Here is a 16,152-nt window from a genome sequence, read left to right as displayed (position 1 = left end):
ATAACCGAACGACTGCTCACTATGTGGACACCTGTATCAGATAACGAGACGAACGCTTGTCCTGACGCGAGACCGACTACAGACTGTTCACATGCTTTCGGCACAGACACTCTGGCTCGTGGGACGTATCCACGTTGACCTCGGTCGTGCCCGCAACATGATGTGTCGCTGATCTACGCGCACCTCCTCTGACTCACATCAATCAGGCGCGCGGCGACCATCTCCGTGACGTTCCTGTCCTGATCGCCGTGTGCCCTGCCCCAAGGGATCCTCATGGCATCAGCACCCGGCACCGACACACCAGCTCGTCGTCCGCGTCCCAAACGCGGCGAGGGCCAGTGGGCGTTGGGCTACCGCGAGCCGTTGAACGCCAATGAGCAGTCCAAGAAGGACGACAACCCGCTCAACGTCCGTGCTCGTATCGAGAACATCTACGCGCACGGCGGATTCGAGTCGATCGACGGCGGCGATCTGCGCGGTCGTTTCCGCTGGTGGGGCCTCTACACCCAGCGCAAAGAGGGCATCGACGGCGGCAAGACCGCGACGCTCGAACCGGAAGAGCTCGACGCCGACCGCTTCATGATGCGAGTGCGGGTCGACGGCGGACAGCTCGATCTCGATCAGTTGCGCACCATCGCCGACATCTCGATCGAGTTCGGTCGTGACACCGCAGACCTGACCGACCGCCAGAACATCCAGTACCACTGGATCGACGTCCGCGACGTCCCGACGATCTGGAACCGGCTGGAGGCCGTCGGGCTCTCCACTCAGGAAGCCTGCGGCGACTGCCCCCGAGTGATCCTCGGCTCCCCCGTCGCCGGTATCTCAGCCGACGAGATCATCGACGGCACCTCGGCGATCGCCGCGATCGAGAGCCAGTTCATCGGCGACCGCGAGTTCAGCAACCTGCCGCGCAAGTTCAAGTCCGCGATCAGCGGCAATCCCGATCACGACGTCGTGCCCCAGATCAACGACATCGCCTTCACCGGCGCCGTCCACCCCGTCCACGGCCCCGGCTTCGACCTCTGGGTCGGCGGCGGACTGTCGACCAACCCGATGCTGGCCCAGCGCCTCGGCACCTGGGTCTCACTCGAGGACGTCCCCGAGGTCTGGAAGGGCGTCGTCAGCATCTTCCGCGACTACGGTTACCGCCGCCTGCGCACCCGTGCCCGGTTGAAGTTCCTACTCGCCGACTGGGGCGTCGAGAAGTTCCGCGAGGTCCTCGAGACCGAGTACCTGGGCCGCAAGCTCGACGACCTCGAAGCACCTGCCTATCCCGAGACGCCCGCGGACCACGTCGGCGTGTTCCCGCAGACCGACGGCAAGTTCTACGTCGGCGTCGCCGCCACGGTCGGACGTATCTCCGGCACGTTGCTCAATCAGGTCGCCGACATCGTCGAGGCCCACGGCAGCACCCGCGTCCGCACGACGCCGATGCAGAAGCTGGTCGTGCTCGACGTCGCCGAGGACAAGATCGAATCCCTGATCGCCGCCCTGGACGCGATCGGCCTGCACGCCCGCCCGTCACAGTGGCGCCGCAACACCATGGCCTGCACCGGTATCGAGTACTGCAAGCTCGCGATCGTCAACACCAAGGACCGCGCCGCGACGCTGATCGACGAACTGGAGAAGCGCGTTCCCGAACTGGATCGTGCCATCACGGTCAACGTCAACGGCTGCCCCAACTCGTGTGCCCGTATTCAGACCGCCGACATCGGCCTCAAGGGCATGCTCGTCAACGACGCCGACGGCAACACCGTCGAAGGCTTCCAGGTCCACCTCGGTGGCGCACTGGGCCTCGATGCGGGGTTCGGCCGCAAGCTGCGGGCGCACAAGGTGTCGGGCGAAGACCTGCCCGAGTACATCGAGAAGCTCTCACGCAGCTACCTCGAAGAGCGCGCCGACGACGAGTCATTCGCCCGCTGGGTCGCCCGAGCAGACGAGGCGGTGCTCCGCTGATGAGGGGGATTCCGTACAACTGCCCGTACTGCGCCGACGAGAACATCCGTCCGCACGGCGAGAAGCACGGGGAATGGGAGTGTCACTCGTGTCTGAGGGCATTCCGGCTCGGCTTCATCGGCCAGCTCTCCCCCGACAACTTGACCACCCATTGAGTACCGCACCCATCACACCAACCGCAGCATCCAACGCAGCACCTTCTGGAAGGAGGCAAGCATCATGACCGCACCAGCACTCATCGCTCTTGCGCACGGCAGCACGGATCCCCGTTCCGCCGACACCATCACAGCCCTTTTGGAGATGGTCGCATGCATGCGGCCTGACCTCCGGGTTGAACCGGCGTTCCTCGATCACGTCGCGCCGAACTTCGACCGTGCCGTCGACCAGCTCGTCGCCGAGGGGCATCAGGAGATCGTGGTCGTCCCGCTGCTGCTGAGCGAGGCGTTCCACGCCAAGGTCGACGTTCCTGCGGCGATTGCCGGGGCCACGACCCGCCATGACGGCGTCAAGATCCACGCCACCAAAGTCCTGGGGATCGAGAACGCCTTCTTCCACGTGCTCGACAAGCGACTGCGTGAGGCTCTGTCGAAGAACCGGGTTCGTGAACTCGATGCTCTGGTCCTGGCCGGTGCCGGTTCGTCCGATCCGATCGCCAATGCGGCGATTTCGCGGGCGGCCCGAGCCTGGGGCTCGCATCACAAGCTCCCGACGATCGCGGCGTTCGCGTCGAGCGTCCCGCCGGCTGCGGGTGAAGCCGTTCGTCAGCACCGTGCCGACGGGCGCCGCCACATCGCGGTGGGTCAGCTCTTCCTCGCGCCGGGCGTCCTGCCCGACCGGGTGGCGGAGTTGGCGTATGAGGCCGGCGCCGTGGCGGTAGCCGAACCGCTGGGAGTCGACGTCGAAGTGGCCCGGATCATCCTGGCCCGCTACGCCGTCGGAGCAGTGGACCTCGTCCCGCTAGAAGCACTCTTCGCCTAGAACCCCCAAGATATCGGCGGTTTTGGGTCGTCCCGGTGAACGGTTCGGCCCATTTCCGCCGACATCTTCTGTTACATGCTCGCCAGTCTGGCCTTTTCTGCTTCCACGTCGAAGGTTGCTGGTGGCCAGTTCAGGTTGAGGGACGCTAGTTGGTCACGTAGGAGGGTTGCTACCGCCCAGTTGCGGTACCACTTGCGGCCAGCCGGGACCAGGTTCCACGGGACGTCGCTGCAACGTTCGAGGACGATCTCATACGCTCGCTGGTAGTCGTCCCACAGCATGCGTTCGTCGAGATCTCCCGGATTGTATTTCCAGTACTTGGTGGGATCGTTGAGCCGTTCGGTCAACCGTTCATGCTGGACTTCGGCGCTGATGTGCAGGAAGCACTTGACGATGTGCCCGCCGCCGTCTTGGAAGCGCTTCTCAAAATCGTTGATCGCGATGTAGCGGCGCTCGATCTCCTCGGTCGGTGCCAGCTGGCGGACCCGGCCGATCAGAACGTCCTCGTAATGGGACCGGTCGAAGATGCCGATCATGCCCGGCTCCGGCAGTGCCTGCTCGATCCGCCACAAGAAGTCGTGCTCCAGCTCGTCCGGCGTCGGCTTCTTGAACGAGGTGATCGATACTCCCTGCGGGTCGAAGAGCCCCGCGACTCCGCGTAGCGTCCCTCCTTTGCCGGACGTATCCATGCCTTGCAGCACCAGCAGGATCTTCGCCGACGACGATTCCGTTCGTCCGGCGGCGAACAACCGCTCCTGCAGATCCGCCAGTTCGCGCGCGATGTCCTTGAGCTGGGACTCCGCCTGACTCTTGTCGCCGTCGAATCCCGGTGTCGCCCGCGAGTCATACTCCGAGAGGACGATCGGACCGGACACGGACAGCAGGTTCCCGAGTGACTGGGTCATGCGGGCAGTATGCCCCACCGGGCCAGAACCCGCCGGGGTCCGTAAGGTGCAGTCATGCAGCCTGATGACGCCGAGCTCAGACGCTTGTATGCCTATCCCGAATCTTCGCGGCCCTGGATCCGGACCAACTTCGTTTCGACCCTCGACGGCGCCGCATTCGCCGGCGACGGGAAGAGCGGCTCTCTGGGCGGCGAGATCGACACCCAGGTCTTCTCGATCCTGCGCTCACTGGCCGATGTCGTGGTCGTCGGAGCCGGCACTGCCCGTACCGAAGGCTACAAGCCCTCTTCGCTGCCGATCGCGATCGTGAGCCGTAGCCTCGACATCCCCGGGATCCTGCTGACCCATGGCCAGATCGTCATCACGACGGCCGACGCTCCCTCGGCGAAGCTCGAGGAGCTGCGTGGAAGCGTCGAGGTCATCGCTGAGGGCCGTGGCGAGATCGACTGGTCCGCCGTCCTCGGAGTCTTCGCCGCCCGCGGCTGGCTGCGCATCCTGTGCGAGGGCGGGCCGACCCTGCACGGCGAACTCGCGGCGCTCGACCTGATCGACGAGGTCTGCCTCACGGTCGCGCCGGTGTTTGCCGCCGGTCCGGCGCCCCGAATCGCGCACGGCCAGCATGCGCTCGATCGGCCCATGCGCCTGGGCCACTCATTCGACGTCGACGACGTGCTGTTGACTCGGTGGGTACGAGATCGCAAGTAGGCTGAATACAACGAAAGGACACCGCGTATGTTTGACGTTGCACTCCTGATCGAGCGACAGCTCAATCCGCTCGACGCCGACCAGATCATCGCACTGCACGAGGGCTTGGACGACACCGTCCGCTACCACCTTCTGTTGCCAGTGGAGAACTCCGCCGCATTGCTCGCCTCTTCGATGACGACTTTCGGCGGTCAGATCGCGCCGATGGCCGACATCGAGAACATCGACGAGCTCCAGAGCAAGATCGTCAGTGCCGGACAGGCCGAATTGGACGCCAGCGCCGCGTTGTTGGTCGAACGCGGGCAACAGGTGTCGGCGACGTTGACCGAGGAAGATCCGATCACGGCACTCTTGGCCTTGGTCAAGAGCACCGCATCCAGCGAGGTCATCGTGCTGACTCAACCGCATCTGGTCAAGGAGTTCCTGCGCATCGACTGGACGTCGCGGGCGCAGCGCAAACTCGACGTGCCCAGCGTCCATCTGCTCGAGCACGTGCCGTTCGACGCCCAGCGTTGATCAGCCGCTGCCACGACCGACGTAGGCTGGACACATGAGTGAAATCCGCGATAGTTCGTACGCCGTCGACAAGACCGATGAGCAGTGGAAAGCCGAATTGACCCCCGCCGAGTACGAAGTACTCCGTCAGGCCGGCACCGAGCGACCGTTCAGCTCATCATATGAAACCGACCCGACCGTCGGTGTCTACTCGTGCCGAGCGTGCGACGCCGAACTGTTCCGCAGCGAGACCAAATTCGACGCGCACTGTGGTTGGCCGGCGTTCTACCAGCCGTTGGCCGAGGACCGCGTCGAGTACGTCGAGGACCCGTCGATCCCCGGCCGCCCGCGCACCGAAGTGCGCTGCGCCAACTGCGGCTCGCACCTCGGACACGTCTTCGAGGGTGAAGGCTTCGACACCCCGACAGATCAGCGCTTCTGCATCAACGGCATCAGCCTCAAGCTCACCCCCGCCTGACCCAACGCTCGCGAGTCACTCGGTTACCGCTCGCGAGTCACTCGGTTACTCACTGCGCGTAACGGAGTGACTCGCCGCCGGTAACTAGGTGACTCGCGGGCGTTAGGGCCAGAGGTTGACCAGGTCGGCGAGAGAGTGCTTCTTGCCGGTGTAGAACGGGACTTCCTCGCGGACGTGGCGACGAGCGCGGCTGGCGCGCAGGTCGCGCATCAGATCGACGATGCGATGCAGTTCGGCGGCTTCGAACGCCAGCATCCATTCGTAGTCGCCGAGCGCGAAGGATGCGACGGTGTTGGCGCGGACATCCGGATACGGGCGTGCCTGCATGCCGTGTTCCTTGAGCATGTCGCGGCGTTCGTCGTCGGGTAGCAGGTACCACTCGTACGAGCGGACGAACGGATACACGCAGACGTAGTCGAGCACTTCTTCATCGGCCATGAAGGCCGGAATGTGCGCGCGGTTGAACTCGGCAGGACGGTGCAATGCCATCTGCGACCACACCGGGGCCATCCGTGCGCCGAGGGCGGTGCGGCGGAACAGGTTGTAGGCCCGCTGCAGCGCATCGCTCGTCGAGGCATGCCACCAGATCATCAGATCGGCATCGGCGCGCAGGCCGCTGACGTCATAGGTACCGCGTACGACGACGTCCTCGGCGGCGAGCTGCTCGAACAGCGCCTGGACTTCTGCCGCCTCGGGCTGTCGAGCGCCGTCGCCCAAAACGCGATCCAAGCGGAAGACCGACCACATCGTGTAGCGGATGGTCTCGTTGATCTCCTTGGCGAGCTTGCCTTTGCCCTTAATTCGGTCTGCGGCGATGGGTGACGTCATGCACCCATTGTGTCAACGTCCAACACACGCCGACCGGCAGCCCGACCCGAGCCGATCACGGCGGGGATGCCGACACCGCGGTACGCCGCACCGCACACCTCAAGGCCAGGTACCTCGGCGATGGACCTTTCCACGGTCTCGACCACATCGAGGTGTCCGACCTCGTACTGGGGCAGCGCTCCGCCCCACCGCTGCACCTGGGCATCGACCAGGCGGCCAGTGCTTCCCGTGGCAGCGGTCAGATCGGCCAACGCACGCTCGATCAACTCATCGTCATCGTGGTGCAGCAGCGCCGTCTCACCGGCACGCCCGATGGACGCTCGTGCGATCGTCAGCCCGTTGGCCTGCTCAGCCGACCAACCCCATTTATTGGTCGAATAGGTCGCAGCCTTGATCGTCGTCCCGTCGATCGGCGGCACGAGGAATCCGGATCCGCCGGGGTCGTTCGCGCCTTCGAGCGCTACCGTCACGATCGCCATACTGGCGTAATCGACGCCGGCGAGCGCGAACGCCGCCGCGGGAGCCACGTCGGCCAGGAGACGGGCCGCTGCTGGAGCGGGGGCCGCCATCACCACAGCGTCGAACTCGAGCACTTCGACCGCCGTCGTCGGCCCGACGATGAGGCGCCAGCCGTCGGGGGTTCGGCTGATTGCCCGGACCGTGCTGTTGAGCCGGACGTCGAATGCGCCAGCTGCCGCGAGGGCGTGGGGCAATCGGCCAACGCCTCCGCGCAGACCGAAGAACACCGGGCCACTCGCCGTCGACGCCGCCCGAGCTCTGGCCGCGCCGTCGAGGAGATCGGGGCCCAGAGCTGCGATCTGCGGCGACGTCGCCAGCAGCGACAACCGGTCGGCATGCCCGGCGTAGACCCCGCCGAGAAGCGGTTCGATCAGGCGATCCACGATCTCGCGACCAACCCGGTCGGCGACGAATGAGGCAACCGAAACGTCCTCCTCGGGAAGCGGCAGGACCGTCGCCTCGACCTCGCGGGTCACGATGCCGGACGCCTTCAGCGCGGCCAGGTCGGCCGGAACACCTTGGATCGTCGGCGGCATGGGCCGCAATGCGCCCCGCGTCCAGATGGCAGCCGATGAGGTCGCGGGATGGACGACCGCGTCGTCGAGCCCGATCTGGTCGACAAGCTCCAGCCCTTCAGGTCTCCGGGCCAGGATCGACTCGGCACCCAGATCGATCGTCATCCCGCCGATCTCGCCGAGTTGCAGTTTGCCCCCGATCCGGTCGGCGCCTTCCAGCACCACAACGTCGGCACCGCCACCCGCCAGCTCATATGCCGCCGACAGGCCCGCCATTCCTGCGCCGACGACGGCCACTCGCATGCGCTGGCTCACCGTCACTTCGGTTCGTAGCCGTGGATGAACTCCACGAGGCGGGTCAGCGAATCGGGATCGGTCGCGGGCAACACACCGTGCCCGAGGTTGAAGACGTGTCCCTCGGCACTTCGACCCGCCTCGATGACCTCGGCCGCCCGAGCGTGGACGAATTCCGTGGGCGCGAACAACGTCGTCGGGTCGAGATTGCCTTGCACAGCCTTACCCGGCCCGATTCGGCGCACTGCCTCGTCCATCGGTACCCGCCAGTCGACGCCGACCACATCGGCTCCGGCATCGCCCATCGCGTGGAGCAGCTCGCCGGTGCCGACACCGAAGTGGATCCGCGGCACGTCGAGGTCGGCCACCGACTCCAGTACGGCGGCTGAGTGTGGCTTGGCGTAGGTCTCGTAGTCGGCCAGCGACAAGGCACCGGCCCACGAGTCGAACAACTGGATGGCCGAAGCGCCGGCCTCGACCTGCAGGCGCAGGAACTGCCCCGCGATCTTGGCGACTCGTCCCAGCAACGCATGCCAGAGATCGGGATCGGAGTACATCAACTGCTTGGTCTTGCGGTGATCGCGTGATGGACCACCTTCGATCAAGTAGGAGGCGAGGGTGAACGGTGCACCGGCGAATCCGATCAGCGGCGTGGAACCGAGCTCGCCCACCAAGGCCTTGACGGCGTCGGTGATCGGCGTGACATCGTCGGCCTCCACGTCCCGGAACTGCCCCAGTTGGTCGAGCGACACGATCGGCTCAGCGACTACCGGACCGGTGCCCGGGACGATGTCTAAATCGACGCCGATGGCCTTCAACGGCACCACGATGTCGGAGAAGAAGATTGCCGCATCCACCCCGTGCCTTCTGACCGGCTGCATCGTGATCTCGACGACCAGATCGGTGCGAAAGCACGACTCGAGCATCGTGGTGCCCTCACGGATCGCAAGGTACTCCGGCAGCGAACGACCGGCTTGGCGCATGAACCACACCGGAGTGTGGTTGGGCCGAACGCCTCGGCAGGCTTGCAGGAACGCACTGTCGCTCAGAAGAGGGTTCACTCCCCCAGTCTCTCAGGTCGTGCGGAGTGTCGGCCCCTGGCGTGGACCCCGACGCGCCTACCATCACAGGGTGGGAGTTACCAGTGAGATCGATCGCACGCCGGCTCAATTCGCCGCTGCAGTCGAGCAGGTACGGCACGCCGTCCTTCGACCCGAAGTCGTGGCCGACGAGATGCCCGCGCCCCAACGGATCGCGCCTTACTCGTTCGCGATTAGCGGCGATGTCATCGTGCGCGATGAGGAGCTGGCCACCGGTCGCTTCATCCTGCTGCACGATCCGGCCGGAAATGACGCGTGGGGTGGAACGTTCCGCTGTGTGACATTCGCCCGCGCCGACATCGAGGCCGACATGGCCGCAGACCCCGTCCTGCCCAGCGTCGGCTGGAGCTGGCTGACCGAAGCGCTCGACGCCTACGGCAGCACCTACACTTCGGCAAGCGGCAGTGTGACGGTCGTGCGGTCGGAAGGATTCGGGGAAATGGCGGGCGAGGGCGGCGATGCACAGATCGAAGTGCGCGCTTCTTGGACCCCGCTCCTGTCGCCGACTGTCAGCGCCGCGAGCCACGCCTCCGCGTGGTCGCATCTTCTCGGGGCGATCTCCGGCCTCCCGCCGCTCGCTCCGGGAGTCATCCCCCTCCAGCGAAAGCGCGGTGTCCGTTGACAGCGTTTGACCAGACGCCATCGGACGAAGTCGACCCGGGACCCAGCGACGCTGCGGCCGAGCCAGTCAAACCCGAGGCGCCCCGCCTTGAACTTCGCGATCCCCTGCCCGCGGTCGTATCGACCGAGGCGCAGCTGCAGGACACGTGTGATCGGATCATGTCCGGCACCGGACCCATCGCGCTCGACGCCGAGCGGGCGTCTGGGTACCGCTACTCCCAACGGGCGTACCTGATCCAGATCCGCCGGGAGGGCTCGGGCACCCATCTGGTCGACCCCACCGCTTTCGACAGTCTGGTGCCACTCGACACCGCCTTCGACGGCAATGAGTGGATCCTGCATGCCGCGACCCAGGATCTGATGTGCCTGGCCGAGGTCGGCCTCTACCCGGAGTCGCTGTTCGACACCGAGTTGGCCGGCCGGTTGCTCAATCTGCCCAGGGTGGGCCTGGCGGCGCTGGTCGAGCACTATCTGGGGTTGAGCCTGGCCAAGGAGTTCTCCGCAGCCGATTGGTCGACCCGGCCGCTGCCCGAGCCCTGGCTCGTCTACGCAGCGCTGGACGTCGAGGTGCTCGTCGAGCTGCGCAATCTGATCGATGCCGACCTGCAGAAGGCCGGCAAACGCGAGTGGGCCGCCGAGGAGTTCGAGGCACTGCTGCTCTTCCAGGGTCCCCCTGAGCGCAAGGAGCCATGGCGCCGCACGTCTGGCATCCACAAGGCTCGCGGACGCCGCGCACTTGCTCTCGTCCGCGAACTCTGGGAGGCGCGTGACCGGATCGCCGCCGAGCGCGATACGACACCGGGGCGCATCCTCCCCGACGCCTCGATTCTCGAACTCGCCACGGCACCGCCCGCCGACGTCAGCGCGCTCAAGTCCATGCGCCTGATGCGCAACCGAGGACCCCGGCGCTTCGCGACCGAGTGGTTCGATGCGATCACCCGCGGCCAGGCACTCAGCGAGATCAAGCTGCCGACCAACACCCAGCGCACTGACGGTCCACCGCCGCCGCGAGCCTGGGCCGACAAGAACCCGGAGGCGGCCGAGCGCCTCGGACGAAGCCGCGAAGTCATCACGGCCGTGGCCGGACAGCACGATCTACCGACCGAGAATTTGATCTCGCCGCAGCTGGTCCGCAATCTGGCCTGGGAACCGCCCGCCGAGATCAGCGTCGAGACCGTCACAGCGGCGCTCAGCGCGCAAGGCGCCCGACCATGGCAGATCAGCCTGATCGTCGAGCCGCTGACGGACGCACTGTCTCCACGCTCGGTCTGAAGTCACAGCCGGCTCACACCTAAGTGAGCGTTGCCTACCCTTACACTTGCTGAGTGCTTGCCAACTTCTTGATCGGACTGCGTGAGGGCCTCGAAGCCAGCCTGGTCGTCAGCATCCTCATCGCCTACTTGGTGAAAACCAACCGGCGTCACGACATCAAGTACATCTGGTTCGGCATCGCGGCCGCATTGGCTCTCGTCATCGCGACCTTCACCGTCATCACGATCGCGGTCGGTTCGCTTCCGTTCCGGACTCAGGAGCTTGTCGGCGGGACATTGTCGATCTTCGCCGCCGGGCTCGTCACGTGGATGATCTTCTGGATGCGGCGCACCGCCCGCGGACTGAAGAAGGAACTCGAAAGCGAATTGGCCGACGCCATCGCGCTCGGTCCTTTCGCCATCACGATCGTGGCGTTCTTGACGGTGGGCCGCGAGGGGCTCGAAACTGCCGCCATCATGTACGGCACCGTCGCAGACGCCTACACGCCCCAGCCGTTCATCGGTGCCGCGCTCGGGCTGCTGGTGGCGGTGATCCTCGGCTACCTGATCTACCGAGGTGCCATCCGGGTCAACCTCGGCAAATTCTTCACCGTCACGGGCTACCTGCTCATCGTGGTCGCAGCCGGCGTCTTGGCCTACGGCATCTACGATCTGCAGGAGGCCGGCTTCCTGCCCCGATTGACCTTCGACGTCGGTCCCATCACGAATCTCGGCAATGCGGCCTTCGACATCTCCGCGACGATCCCTCCCGACAGCTGGTACGGCACGTTGCTCAAGGGCACGGTCAACTTCCAGCCGAACCCCTCGTGGCTCCAGATCATCGGTTGGGCCGCGTACCTCGTGCCGGTCTTGTGGTTGTACTCCCGTAAGCCCAAAGCAGTCGTCGCAGAGCCGCAGAAAGTCAAGACTGTTTGACAGTTGCCCGGCAGGGTTACGGTGTTTCCCATGGACGCGGCACCCGGTGACGGACGATGACCAGGTACGACAAGCCTGCCCTGCCGGGTCCTGCCCTGTTCGCCTCTCAACCGGGCGGGGCCGATCCGGCCGAAATGACAGCTGCCGGTCATCGGATCGCGAACCTGCTGGTGCGTGGACCTCACGGCGACGCCGATCAGCATCTCGTGGACCGGGTATTGCATCTGGCCGATGAGGACGGGCTCGGCACGATCGCCGAGCTCTGGCTCCATGCCCCGTCCGACAGTCTGGCCGGCGCTCTGTGGCGGCTGTACCTGCTGCGCACGTGGGTCCATCGCCAACCCGATGAGGCGGCCCGGGAGTTCGCCGCCGGAAAGGCGTTCGCTCCGGTGGAAGAAGTACTCGCCGGCGTCGTCGATCCTCCGGGACCGCAAGAGGTCATCGCTCTGGTCGACATCGTGGTCCGTGGGATCGTCGCAACCGACTTCGACGTGACCCTCGACCGGGCGGCTGCTTTCGCGCGCATCGTCGCGGTGGGTCGGGCCCAGCTGGAATCGGGTGATCCGCTCAGTGCCGCCAAGCTCGTCGACACCGCATTGGCCCTGCGCCGGGCCGCCGAACTCGAACGGTGTGGCGAACTCCACTAGACACATCTGGCCATCGCGCACCACTCGCCTTGTGTGGACCAGGTGTCGGGTTAGGCTTGTTCCTGCGTCGGGCTGCGGTAGCCCCGGGTCCCAAAATTAGCCGCTTCGAGCGGCCATGCGCCGTGAGGCGCTTCCCAGCCCGGCGTGACCCAACCTCTAGTTGGGCGCGAACGTCGTATACGACTGCGACGGCTGACCGATCAGCTGCAGCTCGGCAAACTCTTCTGCCGTCGGAACCCAGCTGGCAGCTTTCACATTGGCAAGCACCTGCTCGGGCTTGGTGGCTCCCGCGATGACACTCGACACGGCCGGTTGCGCTGCCAATCCACCGATGGCCAACTCCAGAATCGTGATGCCATGTGCCGCGGCGAACTCTTCGAGTCGCTCGATCCGCGACCAGTCCGCGTTCTGGAGGCGGGCCGCCTGCGCCGACAACGACAGGCGGGTCCCTTCGGGTGCCGCCTCACCCCGTCGGTATTTGCCGGTCAGCAGACCGTATGCGAGCGGGAAGTACGGCAAGATGCCGACACCCAATGCCTGACAGGCCGGGGTCAGCTCCACCTCGGCCAGCCGGTTGTAGAGGCTGTACTCGTTCTGTGCCGTCACGAACCCGGCCAGATCGTGTGTGCGCGAGATCCAGGAAGCGTCCACCATCTGCCAGGCCTGCACGTTGGACGCCCCGATGGCCCGGACCTTGCCCTCGGTGACCAACTCGGTGAGCACACCGAGGGTCTCTTCCAAAGGGGTCGACGGATCGGGAGTGTGCAACTGGTACAGGTCTATCCGGTCGGTGCCCAGACGTCGGAGACTGGCCTCGACTGCGGTCCGTACATAGGCCTTCGAGCCCCGGCGCCCCTGGTCATCGCCGTTGACGCCTTGCATGTCCATACCGAACTTGGTGGCGACGACCACGTCATCGCGGCGGGTGCCGAGCGCCGCTCCCAAAAGCTCCTCGCTCTCACCGAATCCGTACACGTCTGCGGTGTCGAAGAATGTCACTCCAGAGTCGATCGCGGCGTCGACCACCTTGCGCGTCTGTTCGAGATCGATCCGAGCGCCGAAGGCGTTACAGCCGATGCCGAGTGTCGAAACTTCGATGTCGCTGGAGCCAAGGGTGCGGGGCGTTTGGGTCATGGCCCCACTTTAGAGATGGCGATGGTGCTCGCTGGTCCCCCCGTCCGGCTAGACTCCTCGAATGCTCATGAGGACCGCGACGCGCAGGATAGCTGCCGTTCTCATGGTGACGTGCGTCGCGATGCTTCTCGTGGCCACCGGCGGCACTGCCCGCAGCACTGCGACGCGTGCCATGTCTGCCGCAGGCCAAGCCACCACGGAGTCGACGCCCGGCCGGCATCTGGCCGTGTCGACACCGTCCCAGCACGATCAACTCCAACTCCACCTCGATTTGGCGTCGACTCCACCAGAGCCGTTCGAACCGATTCTGACGCCGACCATCAGTACCGTCCCGTCGGATGCGCAGACTCGGCTATCGGCCGGCACTCCGGCACCTCTTGGACGGGCTCCGCCGACTCTTTGAGTTCGTGCCCGCCAGTCCACCCCGCGCCCAACGGCGCCATCTGAAAGTCACCTCATGACATCCCGTGCCCCCATGTGGCGCGCGATCGGCGCGTTCGCCGTCATCGCCGTGTCACTCCTGCTCGCCCTCACCACGCCGGCCAAACTCGGCCTGGACCTCAAGGGCGGAACCCAGATCGTCCTTGAAGCCCAGGACACCAAGACCGTCAAAGCCAATGCCGAATCGACCGACCGCGCGCTCAGCGTCCTTCGTGGACGTGTCGATGCGCTCGGCGTCTCGGAGCCGACCCTCGCCCGTTCCGGCGAGAAGCGCATCATCGTCGAACTGCCCGGCGTCCAGGACCCCCGCGAAGCGGCCAAGGTCATCGGCCAGACCGCACAGCTGTCGTTCCACGAGGTGCTGTCTGTTCCCGAGCCGGACGCCAAGCCCGGACCCGACGAACAGATCGTCAACGACGAATCGGGCGCTCCGATCCTGCTCGGAAAGCAGCTCCTCGACGGAAACGGCGTCAAGAACGCCGAAGCCGCGATCCCGCAGGACAGCATCGGCCAGTGGGTCGTCAATGTCTCGTTCAACGGCAAGGGCAGTTCCGGTTGGAAACAACTGGTCAGCGATGCCTGCGCCAACCCCGCCGCGGGCAACCGCGTCGCAATCCTGCTCGATGACAAGGTCATCTCCTCACCCGGCGTAGTGCCCGAGATGTGCCAGTCCGGAGGCGGTGCCAGCACCAGCATCACCGGCAGCTTCACCCAGTCGAGCGCCACCGACCTCGCAGTACTGATCAAGGGCGGCGCCCTGCCGGTCAAGGTCGAGATCGTCGAGCAGAGGACCGTCGGCCCAACGCTCGGCAAGGTCGCGATCGACGCCTCCATCGAGGCCGCCATCATCGGCATCATCCTCACCGGCCTGTTCATCATGTTCGTGTACCGCCTCGTGGGCTTCCTCGCCACGATCGCGCTCGGCACGTACGCGCTCCTCGCCTACGGCATGCTCGTCTGGCTCGGCTCGACGTTGACCCTGCCGGGTCTGGCCGGATTCGTGCTGGCGATCGGATTGGCTATCGACGCCAACGTCCTGGTGTTCGAGAGAGCACGCGAAGAGTACGCCGAACGCAGCGCGGCGGGTCTCTCCCCCGCACTCTCGACCGGCTTCAACAAGGCGTGGTCGGCGATCATCGACTCCAACGTCACGACGATGCTGGCTGCCGCGCTGTTGTTCTTCTTCGCATCCGGCCCGGTCAAGGGCTTCGGTGTGACCCTGTCGATCGGTGTCGTCGCCTCGATGGTCTCGGCGCTGGTTATCGCTCGTGTGCTCTGTGAGTGGGCGGTCAAACGCGCATTCGTCCGCAACCGTCCGGGTATGAGTGGCTTGGCGGGTACCGGTCGTATCCGCAAGTGGCTCACCGAGAGCGGACCCGACCTGATGAAGCGAAGCGGCACCTGGATCGTCATCACTTTGGTCGTCGCCGTGGTCTCCATCGGTGGTATCGCGATCCGGGGCCTCAACCTCGGTGTCGAGTTCACCGGTGGACGTCTCCTGGAGTACTCCACGACCAAAGCGGTTGACGCCGAGAAGGCCCGCGAGGTCGTCGGCGAAGCCGGCTTCCCGAGCGCGGTCGTCCAGTCGTCGTCCGGCGAAGAAGGTCGCGAGAACATCACGGTCCGTCTCGACAAGATCACCGACGACGAAGCAGTCGAGATCCAAGAAGCGCTGGGCACGATCGCCGGCGACGTCGAGAAAGAACGCGATGAGCTGATCGGCCCGAGCCTCGGCAAGGAGTTGCGCAACAAGGCGCTGATCGCCTTCGCGATCGCTGTCGCCGCGCAGATGCTCTACCTCGCCTGGCGATTCCGCTGGACCTACGCCGCCGCGGCCGTGCTGTCGATGTCGTCGGTCGTGCTGACCGTCGTCGGTGCGTTCGCGTGGTGGGGCAAGCCGATCGACGGCGTGTTCCTCGCAGCCGTGTTGTCGATCATCGGTCTGGCGGTCAATGACACGATCGTCGTATTCGACCGGATCCGAGAACACACTCGCGAGAATCGCGATAGGCCGCTGCGTGGAGTCGTCAATGACGCGATCCTGCAGACCATCCCCCGAACCATCAACACAGGTCTCGGAGCGATGTTCATCCTGGCGGCGCTCGCGTTCTTGGGCGGCGACTCGTTGACCGACTTCGCGATCGCGTTGTTGATGGGTCTGTCGGTTGGCATCCTGTCGACGATCTTCACCGCTTCGGCGCTGGCGGTCGTCCTTGAGGAGCGCTTCCCGTTCAATCCGGATGCCGAGGGCAAGAAGGTCATCGACCCCTACGCGAACGTCGACGACGGCAAGAACATCACGGGAGCAGTTGTCTGATCTGACCCCGTCGCGGCGTGATCATTGGGA

At 65.4% G+C, this 16,152-nt stretch carries 16 protein-coding genes; 11 read left to right on the top strand and 5 right to left on the bottom strand.

Annotated features, from left to right (window positions below; genetic code table 11):
- Positions 1-273 precede the first annotated feature (273 nt).
- Positions 274-1,959, top strand: a complete 1,686-nt coding sequence (locus tag ACXJKC_RS14645) for a nitrite/sulfite reductase (protein WP_456697471.1) — start codon at positions 274-276, stop codon at positions 1,957-1,959.
- Positions 1,960-2,178: 219 nt separating this feature from the next.
- A complete protein-coding gene (locus ACXJKC_RS14640) occupies positions 2,179-2,937 on the top strand; it encodes a sirohydrochlorin chelatase (protein ID WP_456697470.1) in 759 nt (252 codons plus the stop codon).
- A 71-nt stretch (positions 2,938-3,008) separates the two neighbouring features.
- On the opposite strand, the gene ACXJKC_RS14635 is transcribed toward ACXJKC_RS14640, so the two are convergent.
- Positions 3,009-3,842 (bottom strand): PPK2 family polyphosphate kinase, encoded by an 834-nt coding sequence (locus ACXJKC_RS14635; protein ID WP_456697469.1) that lies wholly within the window; start codon positions 3,840-3,842, stop codon positions 3,009-3,011.
- Between the two features lie 54 nt (positions 3,843-3,896).
- On the opposite strand from ACXJKC_RS14635, the gene ACXJKC_RS14630 reads away from it, so the two are divergent.
- Genes ACXJKC_RS14630 through msrB form a run of 3 tightly spaced genes read left to right on the top strand, consistent with a single transcriptional unit; the run spans position 3,897 to position 5,520 of the window.
- On the top strand, positions 3,897-4,547 hold the full coding sequence (locus ACXJKC_RS14630; RefSeq protein ID WP_456697468.1) for a dihydrofolate reductase family protein: 651 nt from the start codon (positions 3,897-3,899) through the stop codon (positions 4,545-4,547).
- A 27-nt stretch (positions 4,548-4,574) separates the two neighbouring features.
- A complete protein-coding gene (locus ACXJKC_RS14625) occupies positions 4,575-5,063 on the top strand; it encodes a hypothetical protein (protein ID WP_456697467.1) in 489 nt (162 codons plus the stop codon).
- Positions 5,064-5,097: 34 nt separating this feature from the next.
- Positions 5,098-5,520 (top strand): peptide-methionine (R)-S-oxide reductase MsrB, encoded by a 423-nt coding sequence (gene msrB, locus ACXJKC_RS14620; protein WP_456697466.1) that lies wholly within the window; start codon positions 5,098-5,100, stop codon positions 5,518-5,520.
- Positions 5,521-5,622: 102 nt separating this feature from the next.
- Here the strand turns inward: msrB and hemQ are convergent, their stop codons facing one another.
- Genes hemQ through hemE form a run of 3 tightly spaced genes read right to left on the bottom strand, consistent with a single transcriptional unit; the run spans position 5,623 to position 8,737 of the window.
- Positions 5,623-6,348 (bottom strand): hydrogen peroxide-dependent heme synthase, encoded by a 726-nt coding sequence (gene hemQ / locus ACXJKC_RS14615; RefSeq protein WP_456697465.1) that lies wholly within the window; start codon positions 6,346-6,348, stop codon positions 5,623-5,625.
- On the bottom strand, positions 6,345-7,697 hold the full coding sequence (gene hemG, locus ACXJKC_RS14610) for a protoporphyrinogen oxidase (RefSeq protein ID WP_456697464.1): 1,353 nt from the start codon (positions 7,695-7,697) through the stop codon (positions 6,345-6,347). Before hemG ends, hemQ begins: the two co-directional genes overlap by 4 nt.
- A gap of 2 nt (positions 7,698-7,699) precedes the next feature.
- On the bottom strand, positions 7,700-8,737 hold the full coding sequence (gene hemE, locus ACXJKC_RS14605; protein ID WP_456697463.1) for a uroporphyrinogen decarboxylase: 1,038 nt from the start codon (positions 8,735-8,737) through the stop codon (positions 7,700-7,702).
- A gap of 70 nt (positions 8,738-8,807) precedes the next feature.
- Between hemE and ACXJKC_RS14600 the strand changes: the two genes are divergently transcribed.
- The 4 genes from ACXJKC_RS14600 to ACXJKC_RS14585 are packed head-to-tail and all read left to right on the top strand — an operon-like array spanning position 8,808 to position 12,230.
- Positions 8,808-9,398 (top strand): DUF3000 domain-containing protein, encoded by a 591-nt coding sequence (locus ACXJKC_RS14600; protein ID WP_456697462.1) that lies wholly within the window; start codon positions 8,808-8,810, stop codon positions 9,396-9,398.
- On the top strand, positions 9,395-10,669 hold the full coding sequence (locus ACXJKC_RS14595; RefSeq protein WP_456697461.1) for an HRDC domain-containing protein: 1,275 nt from the start codon (positions 9,395-9,397) through the stop codon (positions 10,667-10,669). The genes ACXJKC_RS14600 and ACXJKC_RS14595 overlap by 4 nt, the downstream gene beginning before the upstream one ends.
- A gap of 53 nt (positions 10,670-10,722) precedes the next feature.
- On the top strand, positions 10,723-11,583 hold the full coding sequence (efeU, locus tag ACXJKC_RS14590) for an iron uptake transporter permease EfeU (RefSeq protein WP_456697460.1): 861 nt from the start codon (positions 10,723-10,725) through the stop codon (positions 11,581-11,583).
- Between the two features lie 56 nt (positions 11,584-11,639).
- Positions 11,640-12,230, top strand: a complete 591-nt coding sequence (locus ACXJKC_RS14585) for a hypothetical protein (protein WP_456697459.1) — start codon at positions 11,640-11,642, stop codon at positions 12,228-12,230.
- A 156-nt stretch (positions 12,231-12,386) separates the two neighbouring features.
- On the opposite strand, the gene ACXJKC_RS14580 is transcribed toward ACXJKC_RS14585, so the two are convergent.
- A complete protein-coding gene (locus ACXJKC_RS14580; protein WP_456697458.1) occupies positions 12,387-13,364 on the bottom strand; it encodes an aldo/keto reductase in 978 nt (325 codons plus the stop codon).
- Between the two features lie 67 nt (positions 13,365-13,431).
- Between ACXJKC_RS14580 and ACXJKC_RS14575 the strand changes: the two genes are divergently transcribed.
- A complete protein-coding gene (locus tag ACXJKC_RS14575) occupies positions 13,432-13,767 on the top strand; it encodes a hypothetical protein (RefSeq protein ID WP_456697457.1) in 336 nt (111 codons plus the stop codon).
- A gap of 54 nt (positions 13,768-13,821) precedes the next feature.
- Positions 13,822-16,122: a protein translocase subunit SecD gene (secD, locus tag ACXJKC_RS14570; protein WP_456697456.1), complete on the top strand. Its 2,301-nt coding sequence runs from the start codon at positions 13,822-13,824 to the stop codon at positions 16,120-16,122.
- Positions 16,123-16,152 lie beyond the last annotated feature (30 nt).

The organism is Aeromicrobium sp. P5_D10 (genome assembly GCF_054049535.1).
This window is presented reverse-complemented; position numbering and strand designations above follow the sequence as displayed.